The following is a 19,388-nucleotide window of genomic DNA, read 5'->3' on the forward strand; positions in this document are numbered from 1 at the left end:
AGCTGGTGCTTTTTTAAATGAAACTATTTATCGAATTATGGTAATAACACCACTAAGCGCGGCCTTTTTATCAGGACAATCAATTATATAATAATACATTCCTTCAGGAACTGGCTGACCAAGTTTATCTGTACCATCCCAACCATCATTATAGCCTACTGAACTAAAGAGGACTTTGCCGCGGGAGTTTATGATTCTTACTGTACAATCCGTAAGCTCTTCGGCACCTTCAATATTCCACACATCATCTATCCCATCGTTATTAGGAGAAAATATTCTTCTTGGTCTTGCCAGTTCCTCTTCCTCCAAAACAGTAATCCTTGTTATTTTTGAAACGGTGGAATCCAAAGCATCAAAAACCGTTAATCTCAAATAATAAGCTCCGGTTATGAAATTTGTGACCTCGATATTTGCAGCACTATCAGGACTAATGCTGAGTTCTGAAGGACCTGTTAGTTGTTCCCATACATAATTAGTAATAAGGCCATCTGGTGAGTTAGCCAAAGCATTAACCTCAATTACCTCCTGTGGTAGTTGCACTAGAATATCGTTATCCAATTCAAGAGTTGGTGGTTGTGGTATATCTACCTCTTCTTCAGGGTAAACTATAATTTCAGTCTCATCAAAAGCTGATTGACCTTGATCATCCACGGCAGATAGCCTAAAGTTATATGTCCCTTCAATTAATCCCTTTACAGTTAAATTCAAAGTATTAACATTACTCAATATCGCAGGAGCAGGACCGGATATTTGTTCCCATTCTACGGATACAATAGTTCCATCAGAAGCCACTTCCCCACTTAAAATAGCCTCATCTTCAGGAAGTTGAACAGTTGTTAAAGGACCTGCATTTACAATAGGGGGCTGCAATATTTCTTCTGACAATACATCAATTATCACTCTATCTATCCCCCTTTCTCCATCTGGATCAGTTGCAGTAAATTTGAACAGATAGCTTCCTTCCACTAATTCTGTGAGGCTTACCGTCAAGCTATTCTCACCTGTTATCGATACTGAAGGACCACTCTCTTTTGCCCACCTGTATGTGAGTGCGTCACCATCAGGGTCACTAACAGTTGGTGTTATTGTAACTGAATTGTCAGGCAACTGGATTGATATATCTGGACCAGCATTAACAGTAGGCGGTAAATTGGCTTCTTCTTCAAGTACAGATAAATTCGTTTCATCAGATACTGAAACTCCATCATCATCTTCAGCAGTTAATCTAAACACATAGTTTCCAGCAACTAAATCAGACAATTCTAAATTTAACGTGCTTTCATTAGCCAATGTAGCAGTACCTCCACTTACTTTTTCCCAAATAACATTTGCTATACTTCCGTCAGCATCATTAGCTGTACCGGTTAGTGTTATGGAATTGTCAGGTAACTGAATGCTCTGGTCAGCACCAGCATCAACTGTTGGATTTTGGTTAGTTTCAGCTGAAAATACATTCACATTAACTCTATCTGTATCAGTAGCACCATCGTCATCAGTAACTTTCAGTTGAAAAACATAAACCCCTTCTACAAGATTGGAGGTATTTAAAGTTGTAGTACTTGTGTTTGATAAGCTTACACTTGGACCGGACACCTTCGTCCAACTATAACTCACGACCTGTCCATCCTGATCAGATCCTGATCCATTAATTACCAAAGTGTTTATCGGTAAAATAGTTGATAAATCTGGACCAGCATCAGCATTAGGTGGTATGTTGACTGCCTCATTAGAAATAGTTAAAGTCATTTCATCAGAGGAAATAGCACCATCATCATCAGTAACAGTAAGTTTGAAATCACAAACGCCTTCCACTAAATCAGACACTGTTAATGTACTATTGTCTGTGTTTTGCAAAGTAAGATTTGGTCCTGAGATCTGCTCCCATGAGTAACTTACAATGGTACCATCATTATCCGTACCACCACCAACAATGGTTGTTATGTTTTGAGGAAGCAAAATTAGTTTGTTATCTCCTGCATTTGCAACCGGAGACTGATTAACCGTTTCCGGCAAAACAAAGACCTGAACATTGGCATTGGCACTTGCTCCGTCATCATCTGTAGCTGTTAGTCTAAAAACATATGAGCCGGCCACTAAATTAGTCAATGTCAGATTCGAAGTATTTTCATTAGTTAGTGTTGCATCTGGCCCGCTAAACTTAACCCAGCTGTAGCTAGCAATTGTACCGTCAGCATCAGATGCAGAACCCTCCAAAACAGTACTATTGGTTGGTAATGTTAACGACTGTGTTTCACCAACTGCAACAACAGGTGGTTGATTTTGGGCTTCTGGTTGTACAACAACCATTACATCATCTACCCCCTGAGCGCCATCATCATCTGTTGCCATAAACTCAAATGTATATGATCCCTCCACTAAGTCTGACACTGTTACCGTTTTCGTATTAGCATTTGTTAAAGTAGCAGCTGTAGGTCCGCTTATTTGCTGCCATTGCCTAGAGGCTATTGTACCATCTGAATCGCTCTCTGTGGCCTGCAGATTTAAACTGTTAACTGGTAATTGAATGGTTTTATCAGTGCCAGCGCTTACTACAGGACTTTCATTATCTGGTTCATTTACAGTAATTTTTAAATTGTCAGAAGAAACATCCCCATCATCATCAGTGGCGGATAACTTAAATGTGTAGTTTCCGCTTACAAGATCGGTAACCTTTAATAGCGATGAATCTGGAAATACGATTGTGGCAGTAGAAGGTCCAGACACTTGCTCCCATAGATATGATGCGATTTCACCATCCGAGTCAGAAGCTGAACCACTTACTTCTGCAGAATCCAAAGGTAGAGTGATAGTTATGTCATTTCCCGCATTAACTGTGGGTGGTACATTTTGTGCATATACTGTAATTAGCACTTCATCTGTTGATTGTGCACCATCATCATCTGTAACTGCAATTGAAAATTCGAATACACCTTCAACTAAATCAGAAAGCATCAAGGTAGGTGAATCAGCTCCGGCAATTGTGATACCACCAGGCCCTGAAACCTGACTCCATAAATAAGATGCAATTGTACCGTCTGAGTCAGAAGCTGTGGCTGTTATATCAGCAGTATTCTCAGGCAAGGTTAATTCAACATCGGCACCTGCTGAAACAGTAGGAACAGCATTCACCTCTTCTGGTGCCACAATAACCTCGACAATATCTGTATTTTGATCACCATCGTCATCAGTAGCTCTAAACCTAAACCTATAGCTACCTTCAACCATACCTGTTAAATCTAATTGATAGGTTGTTACACCAGCTAAATTGACAGCTGGCCCTGCCACCTTACTCCATCTAACTTCAGTAATAGTACCATCGGCATCACTGGCAGTACCCGTTAAAGAGATGGAATTTGTAGGTAAAGTGATGAACTTATCCTCTCCGGCACTAACTGTAGGAGGTGTATTCACTTCTTCCGCTGCAACAATTACAGAAACTGTTTCAGAATTACTTGCACCCTGATCATCAGTAACTGTTAATGAAAAAACATATTCTCCAACTGAAGAAAGACCGCTAACTGTTGTTGTTAAATTATTAGGATTAGCTATAGACGAGGAAGACGGTCCACTTTGTTGCTCCCATAACCTTGAAGCTATACTACCATCAGGGTCATTAGCAGTAGCTGATAAAGTTGTGCTAGAAGTTGGTAAAGTAATATTGACCGGATTGTTGCTAATGGTAATTGTAGGAACCTGATTGGCTGCTGAAACGGTCACTTTAACTCTATCCGAAGCGCTAGCTCCATCATCATCTGTTACTGTTAACTTGAACTCATAAATACCTGCTGTAAGATTTGTAGCTGTAGCTGTAGCTGTAGAAGTATTTGATAGTGTTACTGAACCACCTGAAAATTTTTCCCAAAGGTATGTAGCAATTGTTCCATCGGTATCGGTGCCGGTACCATTAAGATTTACTGTATTGACTGGCAACTGAATATTTTTGTCTGGTCCGGCATTAGCTGTAGGTGAAGCATTAGCAGCAGCCAACACTTGAAGATTCATCTCATCGCTGGCCGTTGCACCATCATTATCTGTCACAGTCAATTCAAATGTATAATTTCCTTGAACCAAGCCAGTAACATTTAAATTGGCAGTTGTAGCATTTGAAAGCGTAGCCGTACCACCGGAAGTTTTTATCCATGAATAGCTTGAAATCGTTCCGTCACTGTCACTTCCTGAACCATTTATTGTGGCAGAATTAGTAGGAAGCTGAATCTGTAAATCATTTCCTGCATTAGCAGTTGGACTGCTATTTGAATTAACCACAGTGACCTTCACGTCATCAGCCGCACTTGCTCCGTTGGCATCAGTGGCGGTAAAACGAAAAGTGTAAATACCAGCTACCAAGTTCGAGACAGTCAAAGTATTTGTTGTTGTATTTGACAAGGAAGCCCCTGAAGGACCTGAAACCTTAGTCCATAACCTGGTGCTAATTGCAGCTGCCGCATTAATTGTAGCAGTTAAATTAACGGTATTTGTCGGTAAATTGATCGTTCTGTCATTACCAGCTGAAACTGATAAACTTGATTTGCTGTGCGACATAAACCACTGATAAATATTAGGGTCATGTAATGAATTATCAGTTCTATAAGCTCTCGACCAAGAGTTGTGCCCTACACCTTCATAAATAGTAATTCTAGCTGTGGGATCGATAGCTGGCGTACAAGCATTAATGGCATCAATCATATTAATTGTTTTGTTAACGCTTACAGTACCATCGGCATCACCATGAAATGCCCAAACAGGAATATTTTCAGCAGCAATATTGCAGGCTTCGCTGGTGTTATTTCTACTACCACAAACAGGAGCTACTGCAGTTATTTTTTCAGGAAAACGCTGCGCATAAAACCAGGCACCACCTCCGCCAAGGCTTAAACCAGTTATATAAACTCTATTTAAATCAATTCGAAGATCACTTGCAAATATGTGCTCCACCACCTCATCCATATAATTAGGCGGCCAATTACCTAAATTCGTTTTTAATTGCGGGGAGATCAATATAAAAGGGAAATCAGTTCCGTTTTTAACATGTAATGGAGGTCCATTTTTAGCAACTTTGGTTAAATCACTTTCATTATTACCCCTCTCCCCTAAACCATGAAAGAAAAACATTATGGGATAATCATCAGTGTTATTATTATAGTCAGCAGGTAAATATTCATAATACCATGTGCCATCTGGAGTTACTTTGGCTACCTGATTTTGACCATAAACATTTAGGGATAGAATAGATAAAATAATCCCACATACGAGTCTGCTAAAATTGCTGTAAAAAGGGTTCATCTAAGGTTAATAGTTTAGAAAAGGAATAGCGACAAAAAGATATTTAATACTAAAAAGTCGGTTATCTTAACTTATGATTTTTTTTCGACCAAATTTACAACAATGGGTATTCTGTAAATTACCTGCTACTATCATTCGTTTATATCTCGAACCACCCAAATTCAAGAAATAAGTAATATTCAATAATATTGTAAACTTAAGAAAATATTTAATTTATTTTATAAAATATTGAATGTTAAGATGATAAATATTTCCTCCCAGCAAATTGAGCTCATTTTCATCAACAATATAGATTTCATTTTTGGCGGTAAAACAGATACCCGCTTTGTGAGAAAAGTGCCCTAAATTTAACTGGTAAAAATTCCCTTCACTCACCTTTTCTGTGTGAGATTTTTCGATGAACAAGATTTTATTATGAAAAAGCAGGGCAATTAAAGAACCATCTTTGCTTATATCTGCACCAGTTATCCAGTTATCCATGGCCGCACCATCCAGCTTAAAGCTATCCACCTTTTTTGCCTGGTAAGTTCCAGTCTTTTTTGGAAGCGCATATATGTTAATAATCCCATTATAAGGATCAGTTCTGTTTTTTGTAAATAGGTAGAGTGAATCTCTTATACTTATTAAGGCATCACAATCAAAGTTTGCGTTTTCAGGTTTGGCAGGATAGGTTAACTGATCTTCATACCGAAAACTAATAGGCTCAGCTAAAGATATGGGATGATCAATAGTAGATAAGGGGGGCAATTTGTAAACCTTCAGGTCCTTTTTGTCATTTCTATTATTGCCCGTGGCTGCAATGTAGAAATTTCCTTCACTGTCGATAGCCAGATCTTCCCATCCTTTATTCTTATTTTTCAAATGGATGGTTTTCCTAATCTCACCTTTAGAATCAATTCCATATAGAATGGATTTGCCGCCATCATTATGAGTCCAAAAAAGACTGTCCTTATCGTAAATAGCTAAGCCTGAAGCCTCATTAATAACAGTTGGCAATTCAGCAATCTTCCTAAAACTAAACTGCTCAGCTTCAATGATCTGAATTTTTGGTTTCAGTTGCGCATAAGAAAAATTGACCCCTAAGAAAGTAGCCTGTATTAGTAAATATAGTTGAAAGGCATTATGGCAAAACTGTTTCACGCGCTATAGCTTTGTATGTGTTTAACCATTTTTGAGCCGTTGCTTGCCAACTGAATTGTTTCACTCGCTCAAACCCTGCTTTTGTTAATGTCAGATGTTTATCTTGATTTGTCAATAATAATTCAAGTGCTTCAGCGATTTCTTCGACATTATCAGGATCTACTTTAAGTGCTGCATCTCCAGCCACCTCTGGCAATGAAGAAGAATTTGATGTAATTACCGGTGTTCCACTAGCCATTGCCTCAAGCACAGGAATTCCAAAGCTTTCTCGTGTTGAAATAAAAAGAAAAACCTTGGCTAGGTTATAAAAGTACACGAGTTCTGAATTATCAAGGTAACTTATGCAAATAACGTCTTGCCAGTACTGTGCGGCATTATTCCTATCAAAAAAATGCTTTACCCGACTCGTACTTGCATTCAAAATACATAATGGTATTGTTAAGCCAGCTCTTCTTAAAGAGATATAGGCTTCAATTGCTTTAACAAAGTTTTTACGCGGATCCTCATTAAAAAAAAGTAATAAAAAATCCTCAGGAAGTTTGTGCTCCTTTTTAACGGCCAATAGCTTTTTATCATCTTTCGAGATTAATCTAAAGTGATCACTGTACGCATTATGATATGTCTGAATTATTTCTTCATCAAGATTAAACTCAGCTATTATCTTTTGTCGTTCATAGTTCGAAACTGTTCCTATTCTCTTTGCCCTAGGCACAATTTTGGGCACTATTACGCTTCTATATAAATTACCTAAACGCTGGTACCAGCTACCTTTATTGAAATAGAGTTTCTCTAAATAAATAATATCATGTAATAACAAATAAAGTGGCACCTTGAGCTTCAAAGGAGCAGTATTTGCCGTACAATGCAGCAAGTCAAGATCATAATCCTGAATCTTTTTTGGTAAAAGAAATTGCTCCCAGGTTACATAGTCACCACTCCCAAATAAAACGAAATGAAAATTATCATTTAAATCCGGAAAAATATCTTCTACACTTTTTTCTCCAACTCTGCTGAAAATATAATATTGATTTACGGTATCAATCTGTTGTAAAGCTTTAATAGTTTCAATAGCAACAATGTCCATTCCGTATCTTTTTTTACGAAATATTCGTTGCGCCTCTATTCCTATATTCAAAACTTTACTCATTTAGTTTACTGATGTTTTATTGGTAAGATTCCATCTCACTCCTCTAATGAAAGACTTAAGATTCTTAAAATCACGCATTAAAAGATAATTTAGAAGGTTCTTCGGTATTGTAAGAGCAACATAGAAAACAATCCAGCTTAATTTCTTAAGGCCTTCGGTATTTCTCCTTAAATAAAGTATTCTGCCCCTGGTCATATAGTAAGTCTTAAAAGGGCTATTCTTACCAATTGACATTGACTCTTTATGGTATACTACAGAACTAGCAACTATCCACAGTTCATAACCGAGCTTTTTGGCACTACTACACCAATCGACCTCTTCGTAATACAGAAAGTAAACTTCCGGCATTAGACCAATTTTCTCTATTACTTCTCTTCGTACCATTAGAGCCGCCCCATGTAGCATTTCTGTAGGCTTTGAGAAATTAAAATCGTTATTATCCTCTTCCTTAAAATACTCTCTAAAGCTTCTTCCTGTATAAGGATTTATACTTCCACTACCTACAAATTGTATTTTATTTGTTCCGTGATAAATAATTTTAGGGGAAGCCATACCAACTAGCTCATTCTCCCTAAAAACTTTAAGTAAAGGATCAATAAAGTCTGGCGCTGGTTCTGTATCATTATTTAAGAATAAAAGATAATCTCCTTTTGCCACCTTAATACCCAGATTATTACCTCCTGCAAAACCTAAATTCTCTTGATTTACTATAAACTGTACTTCAGGAAAATCCTTGATTAAAGGCTTTACAGGCTCCTTGGTACTACCATTATCAATAACAATAATTTCAATGTTTTTATAAGTCAACAACCTAAGGCTCTCCAAAAAAGCTCTTGTCAGCTCTAACTGATTATAATGGACACTTATTATGCTTATTAAAGGCTGTTCCATTACTGTTGCTTTACATTTTCCGTACTACCGTGTGGCGTATGAATGAATTTTTTGTTGGCACCTTTGAGCTTAAATAGGAGCCCAAACATTTTCAAGAAAATGACTGGCAACATGAAAACAGATTTTACCAACTTAAAAGAATAATATTCTCTTGAAATAGAAAGCATAACACCCAAGTCAAGAAGAACAATATTCAACAACCATAAATCAGCATTAAACAACTGATTTACAGAATTAATAGCAATAGCCAATATGCCGAGTAGATTTATTAATCCAATATTAATTAGCCGAGGTAGCTGTAGATTTCTTAAAACAATACTGTTAAATAAGGTGATCCTTAAAGTAAAAAAGGCACCGATCCCTTTCCAGAAAAATTTCCTCAGATAGAAGTACTGACTTGATATCCATCGCTTTCTTTGATTCTCAAAAACTTCCGTTTTCTCAACCTTCTCATCCTTAACAATGGCATTATGAGCGTAGTAAACCTTGTGGCCACTCTGTACCAACCGTAACTCCAACTCTCTATCAAAGCCTCCAATTGATTCCATTTCTGCCAGGTTATCTTTAAGCAAATTAAAATCAAAGGACATGCCTGAACCTTTTAAAGAAGCAGACATATTCAAAACAACACTACCTTTTCCGTAAATATTATTATTGATGTTTTCACTTAAGCCATCAAGAAATGATAAAGTAGTATCATCATTTTTTGAGGCTCTTTGACCTTGGATAGCTTGAAATCCTTTTTGAACATGCAACTCCTCAATTTTAGCCAGAAACTTGCTTTCCATGAGATTATCGGCATCCAGAATTACTGCATAATCATAATCATTTGATAATGAAGAAAGCGCTTTGTTCAGCGCTTTTACTTTAGTGCTTTTTTCAAAACTTACTTCTATACACTTTATGGGGAGTGCATGTAGCTTTATTAAAGTTTCAGGTTTGAGCGAATCAGCGATAACTACCACATCATATAATTCAGCTGGGTAGTCCTGCTCAAGGGCATCTTGGGCCACACTAATTATTACTCCATCTTCTTTATAAGCGGGTATTAGTACGGCAAACTTTGATTTAGGCTTATTATAAAGATAAGAGGGGAGCTTATAGAAAATACTAGAACCGCCTAAAACAAATGTGTAAATACTCACATAAAGAGCATAAATAATTAAAATATACTCTATTACTGTCAATAAAATCTGCACGTAGATACTCTTAGATAATTACCTGGGAAAACCTCTTTCTAAAATTAAACTGCTTCTTCCTGAAATAAGGCTGGCACAGTTTTCAAAAGTAATTTAATATCGAACATAAAAGAATGGTTTTTAGCATAAGACATATCTAAATCAATTCTTTCTTGTTCTGACATTTCAGACTTCCCTCTTTTTGTTACCTGCCATAAGCCGGTAATTCCTGCTGGAGCCATAAACCTAAGTGCAGCTTGATCTTTAGTAAGCTGCTGTGCTTCGTAAAGCGGTAAAGGTCTATTGCCTACAATTGACATATCTCCTTTCAGCACATTAATTAATTGTGGTAATTCATCAAGACTTGTATCCCTCAAAAACTTGCCAAATCTGGTTATACGAGGATCATTTTTTATTTTGAAGAATACAGGATTAGAACCGTTTTCGTCTTTAACTTCTACCCCACCACTATATTGATTGAGGTGAAGCAACTTACTAAGCTCCTTATCAGCACCTGTACTCATTGAACGAAACTTGAGGAAGTTAAACACTTTATAACCCATACCTGCTCTTTTAGAGATGTAAAAAACAGGACCTTTAGATTCAAGCTTAATTATTAGCGCAATCAACAACATGATAGGGCTAGCTACTAACAACAATACTCCTGAAACCAAAATATCAAACATTCTTTTTTCAAATGAGATTTTCACATCTGAGAATTGATCCTTCTCAGTGCTATTTTCTTTAGCCAGCTTCTTAAATAGCTTTAAGAAATCTATCCAATAGTTCAGCTTTTCAGGCTCAAAATTTGAACTGATACAGTCATCAGCTCCAAACTGCAAAATTTTCTTTTTAAAATCCTTATCGGCATCATTATTAACGATGATGATTGGGGTATTAAAATTTCGTTCTTTTAATAGGTAAGCTAGTTTAACTAAGTTTTCATAAAACAGTCTGTCATTATATTCAGACGTATAAATGATTGCATCAGGTGATTCAGCAGAAGCCACATGCTCCAAATATTTTACAGACTCTGTTGGAGTCATGTGCTTGGTTTCAGTAAAATAACGACCAACACACTCCTCGGAAGCATTATAATTTACGCAAAGAATACGCTGATTAAACTTCTGAACTTCCTGTTTTTCTTTTACAAGAACTCTCTTTTTATTGAAGTTTAAATCTGAATTTAGATTAGCTGCATGTTCATTATAGAAATCCATTGTATTCTGATTTTTTGTTAACTCGTTCTTCTTGCACTTTGTACCTTTGCTTTTGTTAATATTGAATCCAACATCTCAAATAATTGAGGTGGATCAAAAGGCTTTTCTAGAAACCCACTTGCACCCTTTTCCTTACACTGCTTTTTAAAGTGTTCATCAACTCTGGATGACATCATAACAAATGGAATGTCGGCAAAAATACCACTATTAGATAGACTGCTAAGAAAATCAAATCCATTCATTTTTGGTAAAACAAAATCACAAAGTATTACATCGGGCATATTACCTTCAGCCAGGTATTTCATACCTGATAGTCCATTATCTTTGAAAGTCACTCTATACTTATCTTTCAATAAATAATCTATCAAAAGCCTCATCGGCTCATCATCATCAATGATCAATAGTTCCCGCTTCACTTAGTGTAATTTTTTTCAGGAAAATCCAACATTATCTTAAACTGGCATAATGTTGATAGTTTTCATTTTAATTAGGCTATAAAGATATGATACAATCTTTTATCAATAAAATATAATACCTGTTTTTTTGGACTTAAACCACATAGAATCGTTAAACCCTTGTTTTTCAACACTTAAAGGCTATTTTATTGGGATTAAATTATTATTATCTGAAAAACTATAGTTTTAGTGACTGCTTGCTTAATTAATCTTTAAAAAAGCTAAGATTTAATGTAAGAACAAATAACCGTATGTAATATTTTCCACTCAAAAAACACTAACTTTCAGTTTAAATATTTGCTGTTTGTCGTACTTATCAATACTATAATCTTAAAAAAATGCAGTTTTAAAGAAATAAATGATACGGTAACATTAGATTGCTAAGCAATCGTTTGATCTGCATATAGTTCAATTAACTTACATGCAAGTGGGGCTGTTAAAGGTTAGTCTATAGAAAGTATTTTAATCATTCAGTGCATAAAAATCATAGTCTTTACCCTTCCCATAAGCCGTTAACTCACTTAGCTTAAACTGTTCAAGACTATTGATATCCTTACATAGAAAATCCTTCTGATCTACAGCTTTTATAACATCAAACTCATGTTCTTCATTATAATTAATAAGACGATACCTCTTACCTACTCTCACAGTTTCTATTGAAATGGGCATATCATAGATTTTAATTAATGACAAAACTGATAAATTTATTGATCATTATCAGACAGGAAATCATAATTTTACCAACTCAAAAGATTAAAGCAAGATGGGCAAGAAACTGTTTATTACACTAGCTATATTAATTACTATTTCAACTGTTGTTTATGCTATTTTAGGAGGGTTTAAATCAGCAGATCAAACCATAAATAACAAGCCACTCATTTATATTTATGGTAAAGAAATAAAAAGCACATTAGGCTCTGACTCCTTAAAGAATGCCTTCATGAAAGCACGAGATTTGGTAGAAAAAGAAAGTGAAGCCAGTGCCATAGCGATAGTATATTATGGCGAGGCAAATGAGGAGACAGGAGAAGTCTTCAATTTTATTGGAATCTTATTAAAAGAATCAAACACTACTTTAAAAATTGAAGATTGGGAAGTAAGAAAAATTGAAGCTCCTAATAGTGTAAAAGCTTGTATTGAGGCAAATGTTCTTGTTATGCCTACCCCTGACGATATGCTCTCCAACCTAAAAGAATACAGTTATGAAAATAAAATAGAGCCTGACTCCATATTCATCGAATACTATTCAGGCCCTAATAATTTGTGTGTGGAATTACTCAGCAAATAAAATTCTATTCATGCGTAATCGTATAACCTCTTATACCATGCTCATGACTATCCAGACCTTGAGTTTCATGCTCTGCAGAAACCCTGACACCGATAGTTTTCTTTAGCAAGAAAAATATTAAAAAAGCTGAGCCAAAAGCTGCTGCTCCACAAATGGCTACACCAGTCAATTGATCTACAAATTGAGACCAACCGGCCTTATCTCCAAAAATACCAACTACCAAAGTACCCCAAATGCCACAGGTTAGATGAACAGAAATTGCACCTACGGCATCATCTAGCTTTAATTTATCTAAAGTCATTGCCGAGAGAACGACTAAAACTCCAGCTATAAATCCAATTAATAAAGAAGAACCCGGCAGCATTAGATCAGCACCTGCTGTTATACCAACCAGTCCAGCCAGCACTCCATTTAAAACCATGCCTAAGTCAAGTCTTTTAAAAGCTATATAACCCATCAAAAACCCACCTAAAGCACCGGCAGCTGCTGCCAATGAAGTATTAACCAACACTAAAGATGTTTTTGCAGGATCAGCAGAAAGAACAGAACCACCATTAAAACCAAACCATCCAAACCACAATAAGAAGACACCAATTGTAGCCAATGGCACACTAGAACCTGGTTTGTCGACCACTTTTCCGTTTACATATTTACCTAATCTGGGACCTAAGACAATTACTCCGGCTAGGGCACCCCAACCGCCAACAGCATGCACTAATGTTGAGCCGGCAAAATCATAAAAACCCATATCACCTAGAGCACCACCCCCCCAGGTCCAGCTACCAATTGCAGGGTAAACAAAACCAACAAATAATATAGTAAATATCAAATAAGCTGAAATTTTAACCCTTTCTGCCACTGCTCCCGAAACAATTGTAGCTGCTGTAGCAGCAAACATAGCTTGAAATAAAAATGAAGTCCAATAGGTAAATGAAGGATTATAAGCCAGTCCTAAGTTGTCATTTAAGAAGAACCCTGAAAAGTCAAACCACCCAGGTCCATCTGCGAAATCAGGATACATTAAATTAAATCCTAAAATAGTGTAAGACACCAATCCAATAGCAGGCGTAAGGGTATTCTTAAACAGAATATTTACCGTATTCTTTGATTGTGTAAAACCTGATTCAACACATGCAAAGCCCAAATGCATAATAAACACTAAAGCTATACATAACATCATCCATACATTGCTGGTAGTAAGCTCTAACATTGCTGTTTGGCTTATTTTTTCACCTGCATTCACCGTATTTTCAAAAACTGACATAAAACTGGTTTATTTTTTAACCTTAATAATTGAATATCTTACAATAATAAATCAATCAAGTTAAAATTAAAACCTAAAAACACATGAATCACATTAAAATAACGAAAACAGGTTAAGAATAAACCTAAACAATAAGAAAAGATGATAATTTATACTAGATGGCTTGAAATTAAACCGCTGACTTCAGAACTGTTAAAGTTTGCGCCAGCTGTGCATCATTAAAATCGAGATGCGTAACAAAACGGACATCGTGTTTACCAAATGGAACTGCTAAAACACCATGCTTTTGTAGTTTAGCTACAAAGTCAGTAGCTAGCTGCTTATCAGAAAGTCTAAAAATAACGATATTAGTATCAACAGGAAGCACATATTCAACAAAGCTTTGTGACTGTAGGGCTTCACCAAGTAGCCTTGCCCTAATATGGTCTTCAACCAATCTGTTGATATGATGATCAAGCGCATATATGCCGGCAGCAGCTAAAAAACCTACCTGCCTCATTCCACCGCCTAAAACCTTCCTTATTCTTCTGGCTTTCTTTATAGTTGATTCACTCCCTAACAGCACTGAGCCAACAGGACAGCCCAATCCTTTTGATAGGCAAATAGAGATAGTATCGAAATATTGACCATAGTCCTTTGGATTATCCCCTGAGGACACCAAAGCGTTAAAAACCCGGGCTCCGTCTAAATGAAGAGGTAAATTATGTGTTTTGCACAAGCTACTGATGGCTTTAATATCTTTTATATCATAAAAGCATCCTCCTCCTTTGTTAACAGTATTTTCCAAAGACACCAATGATGTAACTGCTGCATGTATATCATCAGGATTATTAATCTGATCAGCAATCATCTCAGCATTTAACCTGCCACGGTCACCTTGCAACAATCTTACTGAGGATAAAGAATTATAAGCGATACCTCCTCCCTCATATAAATAGATGTGTGATTTCTCATCGCATATCACTTCAGACTGTGGCTGAGTGTGTAGTCTTATTGCTATTTGGTTGGTCATAGTACCTGATGGACAGAAAATACCGGCTTCCATACCAAAATAGTCAGCTGTCTTTTGTTCCAGAGCAATAACTGTAGAGTCTTCCTGAAAAACATCATCGCCCACTTGTGCCTCCATCATTGCTTCTTTCATGGCTAAAGTTGGCTTTGTTACGGTATCACTTCTTAAATCAATAAGCGCCATTAATCAGGTGTTTGATGGAATAAATCTTTAGGTAATTTAATCTGGTCGGTATAAAATTTTCTACGACTGTTGTTAGCGTTAAAAGGAGTTATTTTCTCTATTCTGTCAGTTTTAGGATGATAGAAAGCCTCTACATAAAATCCATGCAATAAAAATAGGTTGACTTTATATCGATAGTATCTGATGGAAGTAATAAACTCTCCTTCCACATAAAGCTCCTTAATTCTTTTAAACAGGGTTAAACTCTTAAATTCTTCTAACTGCACTACTGACTCTTCTTTTTTAGTGAATATAAGTCCTTTCTTCTATCATTCAAATTTCTAACACTGCCATATGTATGAAGTTCCTTTAATAAATCTACATCAACATCAGCTATAAGCGTCATTTCAGTATTAGGAGTAGCTTCTGCCTTAACAGCATTTGTAGGAAAAGCAAAATCTGAAGGAGTGAAAACTGCTGATTGAGCAAACTGAATATCCATATTATTAACCTTAGGCAGGTTACCTACGCTACCCGCTATTGCCACGTAACATTCATTCTCAATCGCTCTGGCTTGGGCACAATGCCTTACCCTCATGTAGCCATTTTGAGTGTCCGTAAGAAAAGGTACGAACAGAATCTTCATATCTTCATCTGCCATAAGCCTACTTAATTCTGGAAACTCTACATCATAACAAATATTGACTCCTATTTTGCCACAATCAGTGTCAAAGGTTTCTATCTTTTTTCCTCCACTCATTCCCCAGGCACTTACCTCTGCAGGTGTCATATGTATTTTTTCATAAGTTTCGTAAGTACCATCTCTTCTGCACAGAAATCCTTTATTATATAATTTCCCTCTGAACATAACCGGCATACTTCCGGTGATAATGTTCACATTGTAATTAATGGCATACTCCTGGAAAATCTCCCTTAAAGGCTCTGTGTATTTGGCTAACTCACGAATGGCACTTGGCTCATCCATATGGTTAAACTCAGCCATTAAAGGGGCATTGAATAGCTCAGGAAATAATATAAAGTCACATTTATAGCCACTAACCACATCTACGAAGAATTCAATTTGTTCTTGCATAGCTCTTAAAGATGGCGTAGGCCTCATTTGCCATTGCACCAAACCCAGCCGAATAACAGTTTTAGGTAAGTCAACCAGCTTATCAGATGGTTCATAAAAAATATTATTCCACTCTATGAGAGCAGCATAATCCATCGACTCTTTATCGCCAGGCAGATAGCCTTTTATAACTTTCTTAACATGAAAATCATTAGACAGCTGAAATGACAAGGTAGCATCATACAATTCCTTATTCTTTACTTTCTGAATATATTGCTTTGGTGATAACTTATCGGCATGCTCTCTATAGCTTGGTAGTCTTCCACCAGCTAAAATAGATTTGAGGTTTAATTGCTCTGCTAGATCCTTTCGTGCATCGTACATCCTTCTTCCTACTCTCATGCCTCTATAGTCAGGATGAACAAAAACATCTATTCCATAAAGCACATCACCTTCATCATCATGCGTTTCAAAGGTTTCATTCCCAGTTATTTCAGGGTAGGTATGCTTATCACCAAATTTTTCATAATCCACTATGATTGAAAGTGCGCAACCGGCCACCTGTCCATTAACAAGCACACATAGTTGTCCTTCAGGAAATTTATTAATAAGTGTTTCGATGTGTTTTTCCTCCCAGAGGTCATCCCAGCCCTCATAGGCCTTTTTCATGGAAGAGATTAGAGAACGATAATTGCTGATTTTCAAATTCTCTAAAGTGATGATGAGGTTGTCTTGCATATATTTCTAAGAAATAAAAAGTATAGGACCAAAAAAAGCCACTGCATTCATAATACAATATAAATACAATGGCTACAGTATTTTGTTAAAAAATATTTAGATAGGAACGTTTACATGACGCTCAGCATGGTATGACGATCTTACCAAAGGACCTGACTCAACATACTTAAGTCCTCGTTTTAATCCTTCCTCTCTATACATATCAAAAACTTCAGGATGCACATATTCTATGACTTCGTGGTGTCTTTTTGTTGGCTGAAGATATTGACCCACTGTTAAAATATCGCAACCATGAGCTACTAAATCGTCCATCGCAGCAAACATTTCATCCTGTGTTTCTCCTAAACCTACCATTATGCCTGTCTTAGTTCGCTTGCCGTACTCTTTAGTTAGTTTGATTTGATCAAGGCTTCTTTGATACTTAGCCTGAGGCCTAACTCTTCTATATAAACTAGGAACAGTTTCTACGTTGTGAGAAACAACTTCCTGACCTGCTTCAATCATTCTGTATAAAGCATCCCACTTACCTTTTACATCAGGTATTAAGGTTTCGATTGTAGTTTCAGGAGATAGTTCTTTAGTTTTCACCACTGTCTGATACCATATTTCAGCGCCTCTATCTTTAAGCTCATCTCTATTTACTGACGTTAAAACAGCATGTTTTACTCCCATTTTCTGAATAGCCTCAGCTACTCGAAGTGGCTCCTGCTCATCATACTCTGGCGGTCGACCAGTTGCTACTGCGCAAAACGAACAACTTCTGGTACACACATTACCTAAAATCATAAAGGTTGCTGTTCCTGCTCCCCAGCACTCACCCATATTCGGGCAATTACCACTTTCGCAGATCGTATGTAAATTATGTTCATCAACCAGCTTACGAACATTCGCATATTCTTTACCAACTGGCAGCTTTACTCTCAACCAATCCGGCTTTTTTGATTTTTTCTTTTCCTCTTTACTTACAACCGGTAAATCTATCATATCAATTATCCTTTCTCTTTTTAAATCTATTTCCTTGAGCCAAAAAGAATGCTCAAAAATAAAGCAGGGTAAAAATTATAATTTTTTGTTCCTGTAGGTACAATCTCAACCTCTTGTGCAAAATACTCTGCTACTCCTCCAACCTCAAAACCAGTAATACTACTCTTAAAGGTTCCAAATTCGAACAACAAAGATAACCTTAAATTAAGTCCGACTGTAGCATCCATTTCACCAAATCCAGCGAAATAATTTGCTGCGCCTATAATACCTTGAGGGTTTGATAAGTATTCTGAATATTGGAGCAATTCGCCCGATTCACCTCTCAAATAATAAGGTGAAATAAAACCTACTGATGGGCCTCCTGCCATTACTGCATTTATCTGTACTCCTTTTCTGTCAGCTTTTTTAAATAATAACGCATCGTATCCGTACATTAAGCGCATACTCATCAAATAGTTCTCTTTACCTTCGTAAATATTAGAACCATAAAAATTGCTTTGCACTTTTCTTTCTTGCGGATGACGTATATTGGCAAATTCTATCCCGTAAGTTTGTAGAATCCTATCGGTCTGCTTAGCACTGTATCTGAAAAAAGCACCAGATATAAAACCACTATTGGTTGAAGTGCTTACACCAAAAAGAAACTCCTGACCGTAATCAAAGGGATCATCTTCCTGTCCTACAGATAAGAAGGGCATTGTTAAAATGAAGCATAAAATCAGGAAGTATCTGTTCATTCTTTACTTAATATTCTACAAATTTAAGCTTTTAACCCAAACGATAAAAAACTCTTATAGTTTATGGCAACAGCAAAGATTTATTACCAGCATTCACTAAAGACCAAAGCTACACATTTAAACTCTGGAGAAGTAATAACTACTGATGCACCAAAAGATAATAATGGTGATGGTGCTTACTTTTCTCCAACAGATTTAGCTGCTACATCACTAGTTAGCTGTATGCTAACTGTAATGGGTATTTATGCTAACCAAAACAAATTGGAACTTGGTTCCATTTCATGTGAAATGACCAAAATCATGGCATCAAACCCTAGAAGAATAGCAGAAATCAAAATAGATGCTGACTGGAAAACTGATCTTAATGAAGCATCAATTAACAAGTTAAAAGAAATAGGCTTAAACTGCCCGGTAGCCAAAAGTCTTCATCCGGATATCAAGCAAACTATCAATTTCGATATATCTACATTAAGCTAGTGCCTGCTCCTTTACATCACTGTAGCTAATTCCCATATGAGAATTGTCGTAAATGCACGTGCCATTTTTTATGACAAGAATTTGCGGAGATTGATGCTCTATACCAAATTCAGCTGCAATAGCATTAGATACATCTCTATTAGCTATTAAATCGAGGTAGTAAGCATCAGCAGACGACATCTCTGTTTCATTCCATGAGCGCTCAAGTCTGTTAAGTGCCATAGCACTTATAGAACAGCTTGTGCTGTGCTTAAAAATAATAACAGGCTTCTCTTTCGATAATTCTTTTATATGCTCAAGTTCTTCCAGCTTGTCTAATTTCTTCCAGTCTAACATATGT

17 protein-coding genes are annotated in these 19,388 nt (G+C 36.5%); 2 read left to right on the forward strand and 15 right to left on the reverse strand.

The annotated features are described in order from the left end of the window. Positions 1-27: 27 nt before the first annotated feature. The 8 genes from JKP34_RS16325 to JKP34_RS16360 form a co-directional block, all read right to left on the reverse strand. Complete coding sequence (locus JKP34_RS16325; protein WP_201923797.1) at positions 28-5,283, reverse strand: PKD domain-containing protein; 5,256 nt, start codon at positions 5,281-5,283, stop codon at positions 28-30. Between the two features lie 213 nt (positions 5,284-5,496). Continuing rightward, positions 5,497-6,423 carry a hypothetical protein gene (locus tag JKP34_RS16330; RefSeq protein ID WP_201923799.1) on the reverse strand — a complete coding sequence of 309 codons (927 nt, stop codon included), beginning with the start codon at positions 6,421-6,423 and terminating at the stop codon, positions 5,497-5,499. Then, on the reverse strand, positions 6,404-7,570 hold the full coding sequence (locus JKP34_RS16335; protein ID WP_201923801.1) for a glycosyltransferase family 4 protein: 1,167 nt from the start codon (positions 7,568-7,570) through the stop codon (positions 6,404-6,406). The genes JKP34_RS16330 and JKP34_RS16335 overlap by 20 nt, the downstream gene beginning before the upstream one ends. Next, a complete protein-coding gene (locus tag JKP34_RS16340; RefSeq protein ID WP_201923803.1) occupies positions 7,571-8,461 on the reverse strand; it encodes a glycosyltransferase family 2 protein in 891 nt (296 codons plus the stop codon). It abuts the gene before it with no gap. Then, entirely contained in the window at positions 8,461-9,660 is a 1,200-nt protein-coding gene (locus JKP34_RS16345) for a glycosyltransferase (RefSeq protein WP_201923805.1), read from the reverse strand. Before JKP34_RS16345 ends, JKP34_RS16340 begins: the two co-directional genes overlap by 1 nt. Positions 9,661-9,704: 44 nt before the next feature. Beyond that, entirely contained in the window at positions 9,705-10,859 is a 1,155-nt protein-coding gene (locus JKP34_RS16350; protein WP_236665026.1) for a sugar transferase, read from the reverse strand. A 17-nt stretch (positions 10,860-10,876) separates the two neighbouring features. Then, positions 10,877-11,275 carry a response regulator gene (locus tag JKP34_RS16355; protein WP_201923807.1) on the reverse strand — a complete coding sequence of 133 codons (399 nt, stop codon included), beginning with the start codon at positions 11,273-11,275 and terminating at the stop codon, positions 10,877-10,879. Positions 11,276-11,776: 501 nt separating this feature from the next. Beyond that, positions 11,777-11,983: a hypothetical protein gene (locus tag JKP34_RS16360; RefSeq protein ID WP_201923808.1), complete on the reverse strand. Its 207-nt coding sequence runs from the start codon at positions 11,981-11,983 to the stop codon at positions 11,777-11,779. Between the two features lie 94 nt (positions 11,984-12,077). Between JKP34_RS16360 and JKP34_RS16365 the strand changes: the two genes are divergently transcribed. Beyond that, a complete protein-coding gene (locus tag JKP34_RS16365) occupies positions 12,078-12,602 on the forward strand; it encodes a hypothetical protein (protein WP_201923811.1) in 525 nt (174 codons plus the stop codon). Positions 12,603-12,606: 4 nt separating this feature from the next. Here JKP34_RS16365 and JKP34_RS16370 read toward each other — a convergent pair whose 3' ends face one another. The 6 genes from JKP34_RS16370 to JKP34_RS16395 form a co-directional block, all read right to left on the reverse strand. Beyond that, the gene (locus tag JKP34_RS16370; protein ID WP_236665044.1) at positions 12,607-13,812 is read right to left on the reverse strand and encodes an ammonium transporter; all 1,206 of its coding nucleotides are present in this window, start codon (positions 13,810-13,812) and stop codon (positions 12,607-12,609) included. A gap of 223 nt (positions 13,813-14,035) precedes the next feature. Continuing rightward, positions 14,036-15,061, reverse strand: coding sequence for a threonine aldolase family protein (locus JKP34_RS16375; protein ID WP_201923822.1), 1,026 nt, complete (start codon positions 15,059-15,061; stop codon positions 14,036-14,038). Then, entirely contained in the window at positions 15,061-15,327 is a 267-nt protein-coding gene (locus JKP34_RS16380; protein ID WP_201923824.1) for a hypothetical protein, read from the reverse strand. The genes JKP34_RS16375 and JKP34_RS16380 overlap by 1 nt, the downstream gene beginning before the upstream one ends. Next, a complete protein-coding gene (locus JKP34_RS16385; RefSeq protein ID WP_201923831.1) occupies positions 15,327-16,850 on the reverse strand; it encodes a bifunctional GNAT family N-acetyltransferase/carbon-nitrogen hydrolase family protein in 1,524 nt (507 codons plus the stop codon). The genes JKP34_RS16380 and JKP34_RS16385 overlap by 1 nt, the downstream gene beginning before the upstream one ends. A gap of 96 nt (positions 16,851-16,946) precedes the next feature. Beyond that, a complete protein-coding gene (lipA, locus tag JKP34_RS16390) occupies positions 16,947-17,834 on the reverse strand; it encodes a lipoyl synthase (RefSeq protein ID WP_201923834.1) in 888 nt (295 codons plus the stop codon). Between the two features lie 26 nt (positions 17,835-17,860). Next, positions 17,861-18,532: a hypothetical protein gene (locus JKP34_RS16395; protein WP_201923835.1), complete on the reverse strand. Its 672-nt coding sequence runs from the start codon at positions 18,530-18,532 to the stop codon at positions 17,861-17,863. 102 nt (positions 18,533-18,634) lie between these two features. Here JKP34_RS16395 and JKP34_RS16400 point away from each other — a divergent pair, with 102 nt between their 5' ends. After that, on the forward strand, positions 18,635-19,048 hold the full coding sequence (locus JKP34_RS16400; RefSeq protein ID WP_201923837.1) for an OsmC family protein: 414 nt from the start codon (positions 18,635-18,637) through the stop codon (positions 19,046-19,048). Here JKP34_RS16400 and ytxJ read toward each other — a convergent pair. Further along, positions 19,040-19,384 carry a bacillithiol system redox-active protein YtxJ gene (gene ytxJ / locus JKP34_RS16405; protein WP_201923839.1) on the reverse strand — a complete coding sequence of 115 codons (345 nt, stop codon included), beginning with the start codon at positions 19,382-19,384 and terminating at the stop codon, positions 19,040-19,042. The two genes, JKP34_RS16400 and ytxJ, sit on opposite strands and share 9 nt — an antisense overlap. Between the last annotated feature and the right edge of the window lie 4 nt (positions 19,385-19,388).

The organism is Marivirga atlantica (assembly GCF_016734805.1).
GTDB classification, from domain to species: domain Bacteria; phylum Bacteroidota; class Bacteroidia; order Cytophagales; family Cyclobacteriaceae; genus Marivirga; species Marivirga atlantica.

Excerpts from the sequence above, each read along its gene's own strand:
- JKP34_RS16340 (WP_201923803.1), bottom strand. The coding sequence starts at position 8,461 with ATGGAACAGCCTTTAATAAGCATAATAAGTGTCCATTATAATCAGTTA.
- JKP34_RS16385 (WP_201923831.1), bottom strand. The coding sequence starts at position 16,850 with ATGCAAGACAACCTCATCATCACTTTAGAGAATTTGAAAATCAGCAAT.
- JKP34_RS16395 (WP_201923835.1), bottom strand. The coding sequence starts at position 18,532 with ATGCCCTTCTTATCTGTAGGACAGGAAGATGATCCCTTTGATTACGGT.
- JKP34_RS16400 (WP_201923837.1), top strand. The coding sequence starts at position 18,635 with ATGGCAACAGCAAAGATTTATTACCAGCATTCACTAAAGACCAAAGCT.
- JKP34_RS16375 (WP_201923822.1), bottom strand. The coding sequence starts at position 15,061 with ATGGCGCTTATTGATTTAAGAAGTGATACCGTAACAAAGCCAACTTTA.
- lipA (WP_201923834.1), bottom strand. The coding sequence starts at position 17,834 with ATGATAGATTTACCGGTTGTAAGTAAAGAGGAAAAGAAAAAATCAAAA.
- JKP34_RS16370 (WP_236665044.1), bottom strand. The coding sequence starts at position 13,812 with ATGTTAGAGCTTACTACCAGCAATGTATGGATGATGTTATGTATAGCT.
- JKP34_RS16360 (WP_201923808.1), bottom strand. The coding sequence starts at position 11,983 with ATGCCCATTTCAATAGAAACTGTGAGAGTAGGTAAGAGGTATCGTCTT.
- JKP34_RS16335 (WP_201923801.1), bottom strand. The coding sequence starts at position 7,570 with ATGAGTAAAGTTTTGAATATAGGAATAGAGGCGCAACGAATATTTCGT.
- JKP34_RS16350 (WP_236665026.1), bottom strand. The coding sequence starts at position 10,859 with ATGGATTTCTATAATGAACATGCAGCTAATCTAAATTCAGATTTAAAC.
- JKP34_RS16325 (WP_201923797.1), bottom strand. The coding sequence starts at position 5,283 with ATGAACCCTTTTTACAGCAATTTTAGCAGACTCGTATGTGGGATTATT.
- JKP34_RS16365 (WP_201923811.1), top strand. The coding sequence starts at position 12,078 with ATGGGCAAGAAACTGTTTATTACACTAGCTATATTAATTACTATTTCA.
- ytxJ (WP_201923839.1), bottom strand. The coding sequence starts at position 19,384 with ATGTTAGACTGGAAGAAATTAGACAAGCTGGAAGAACTTGAGCATATA.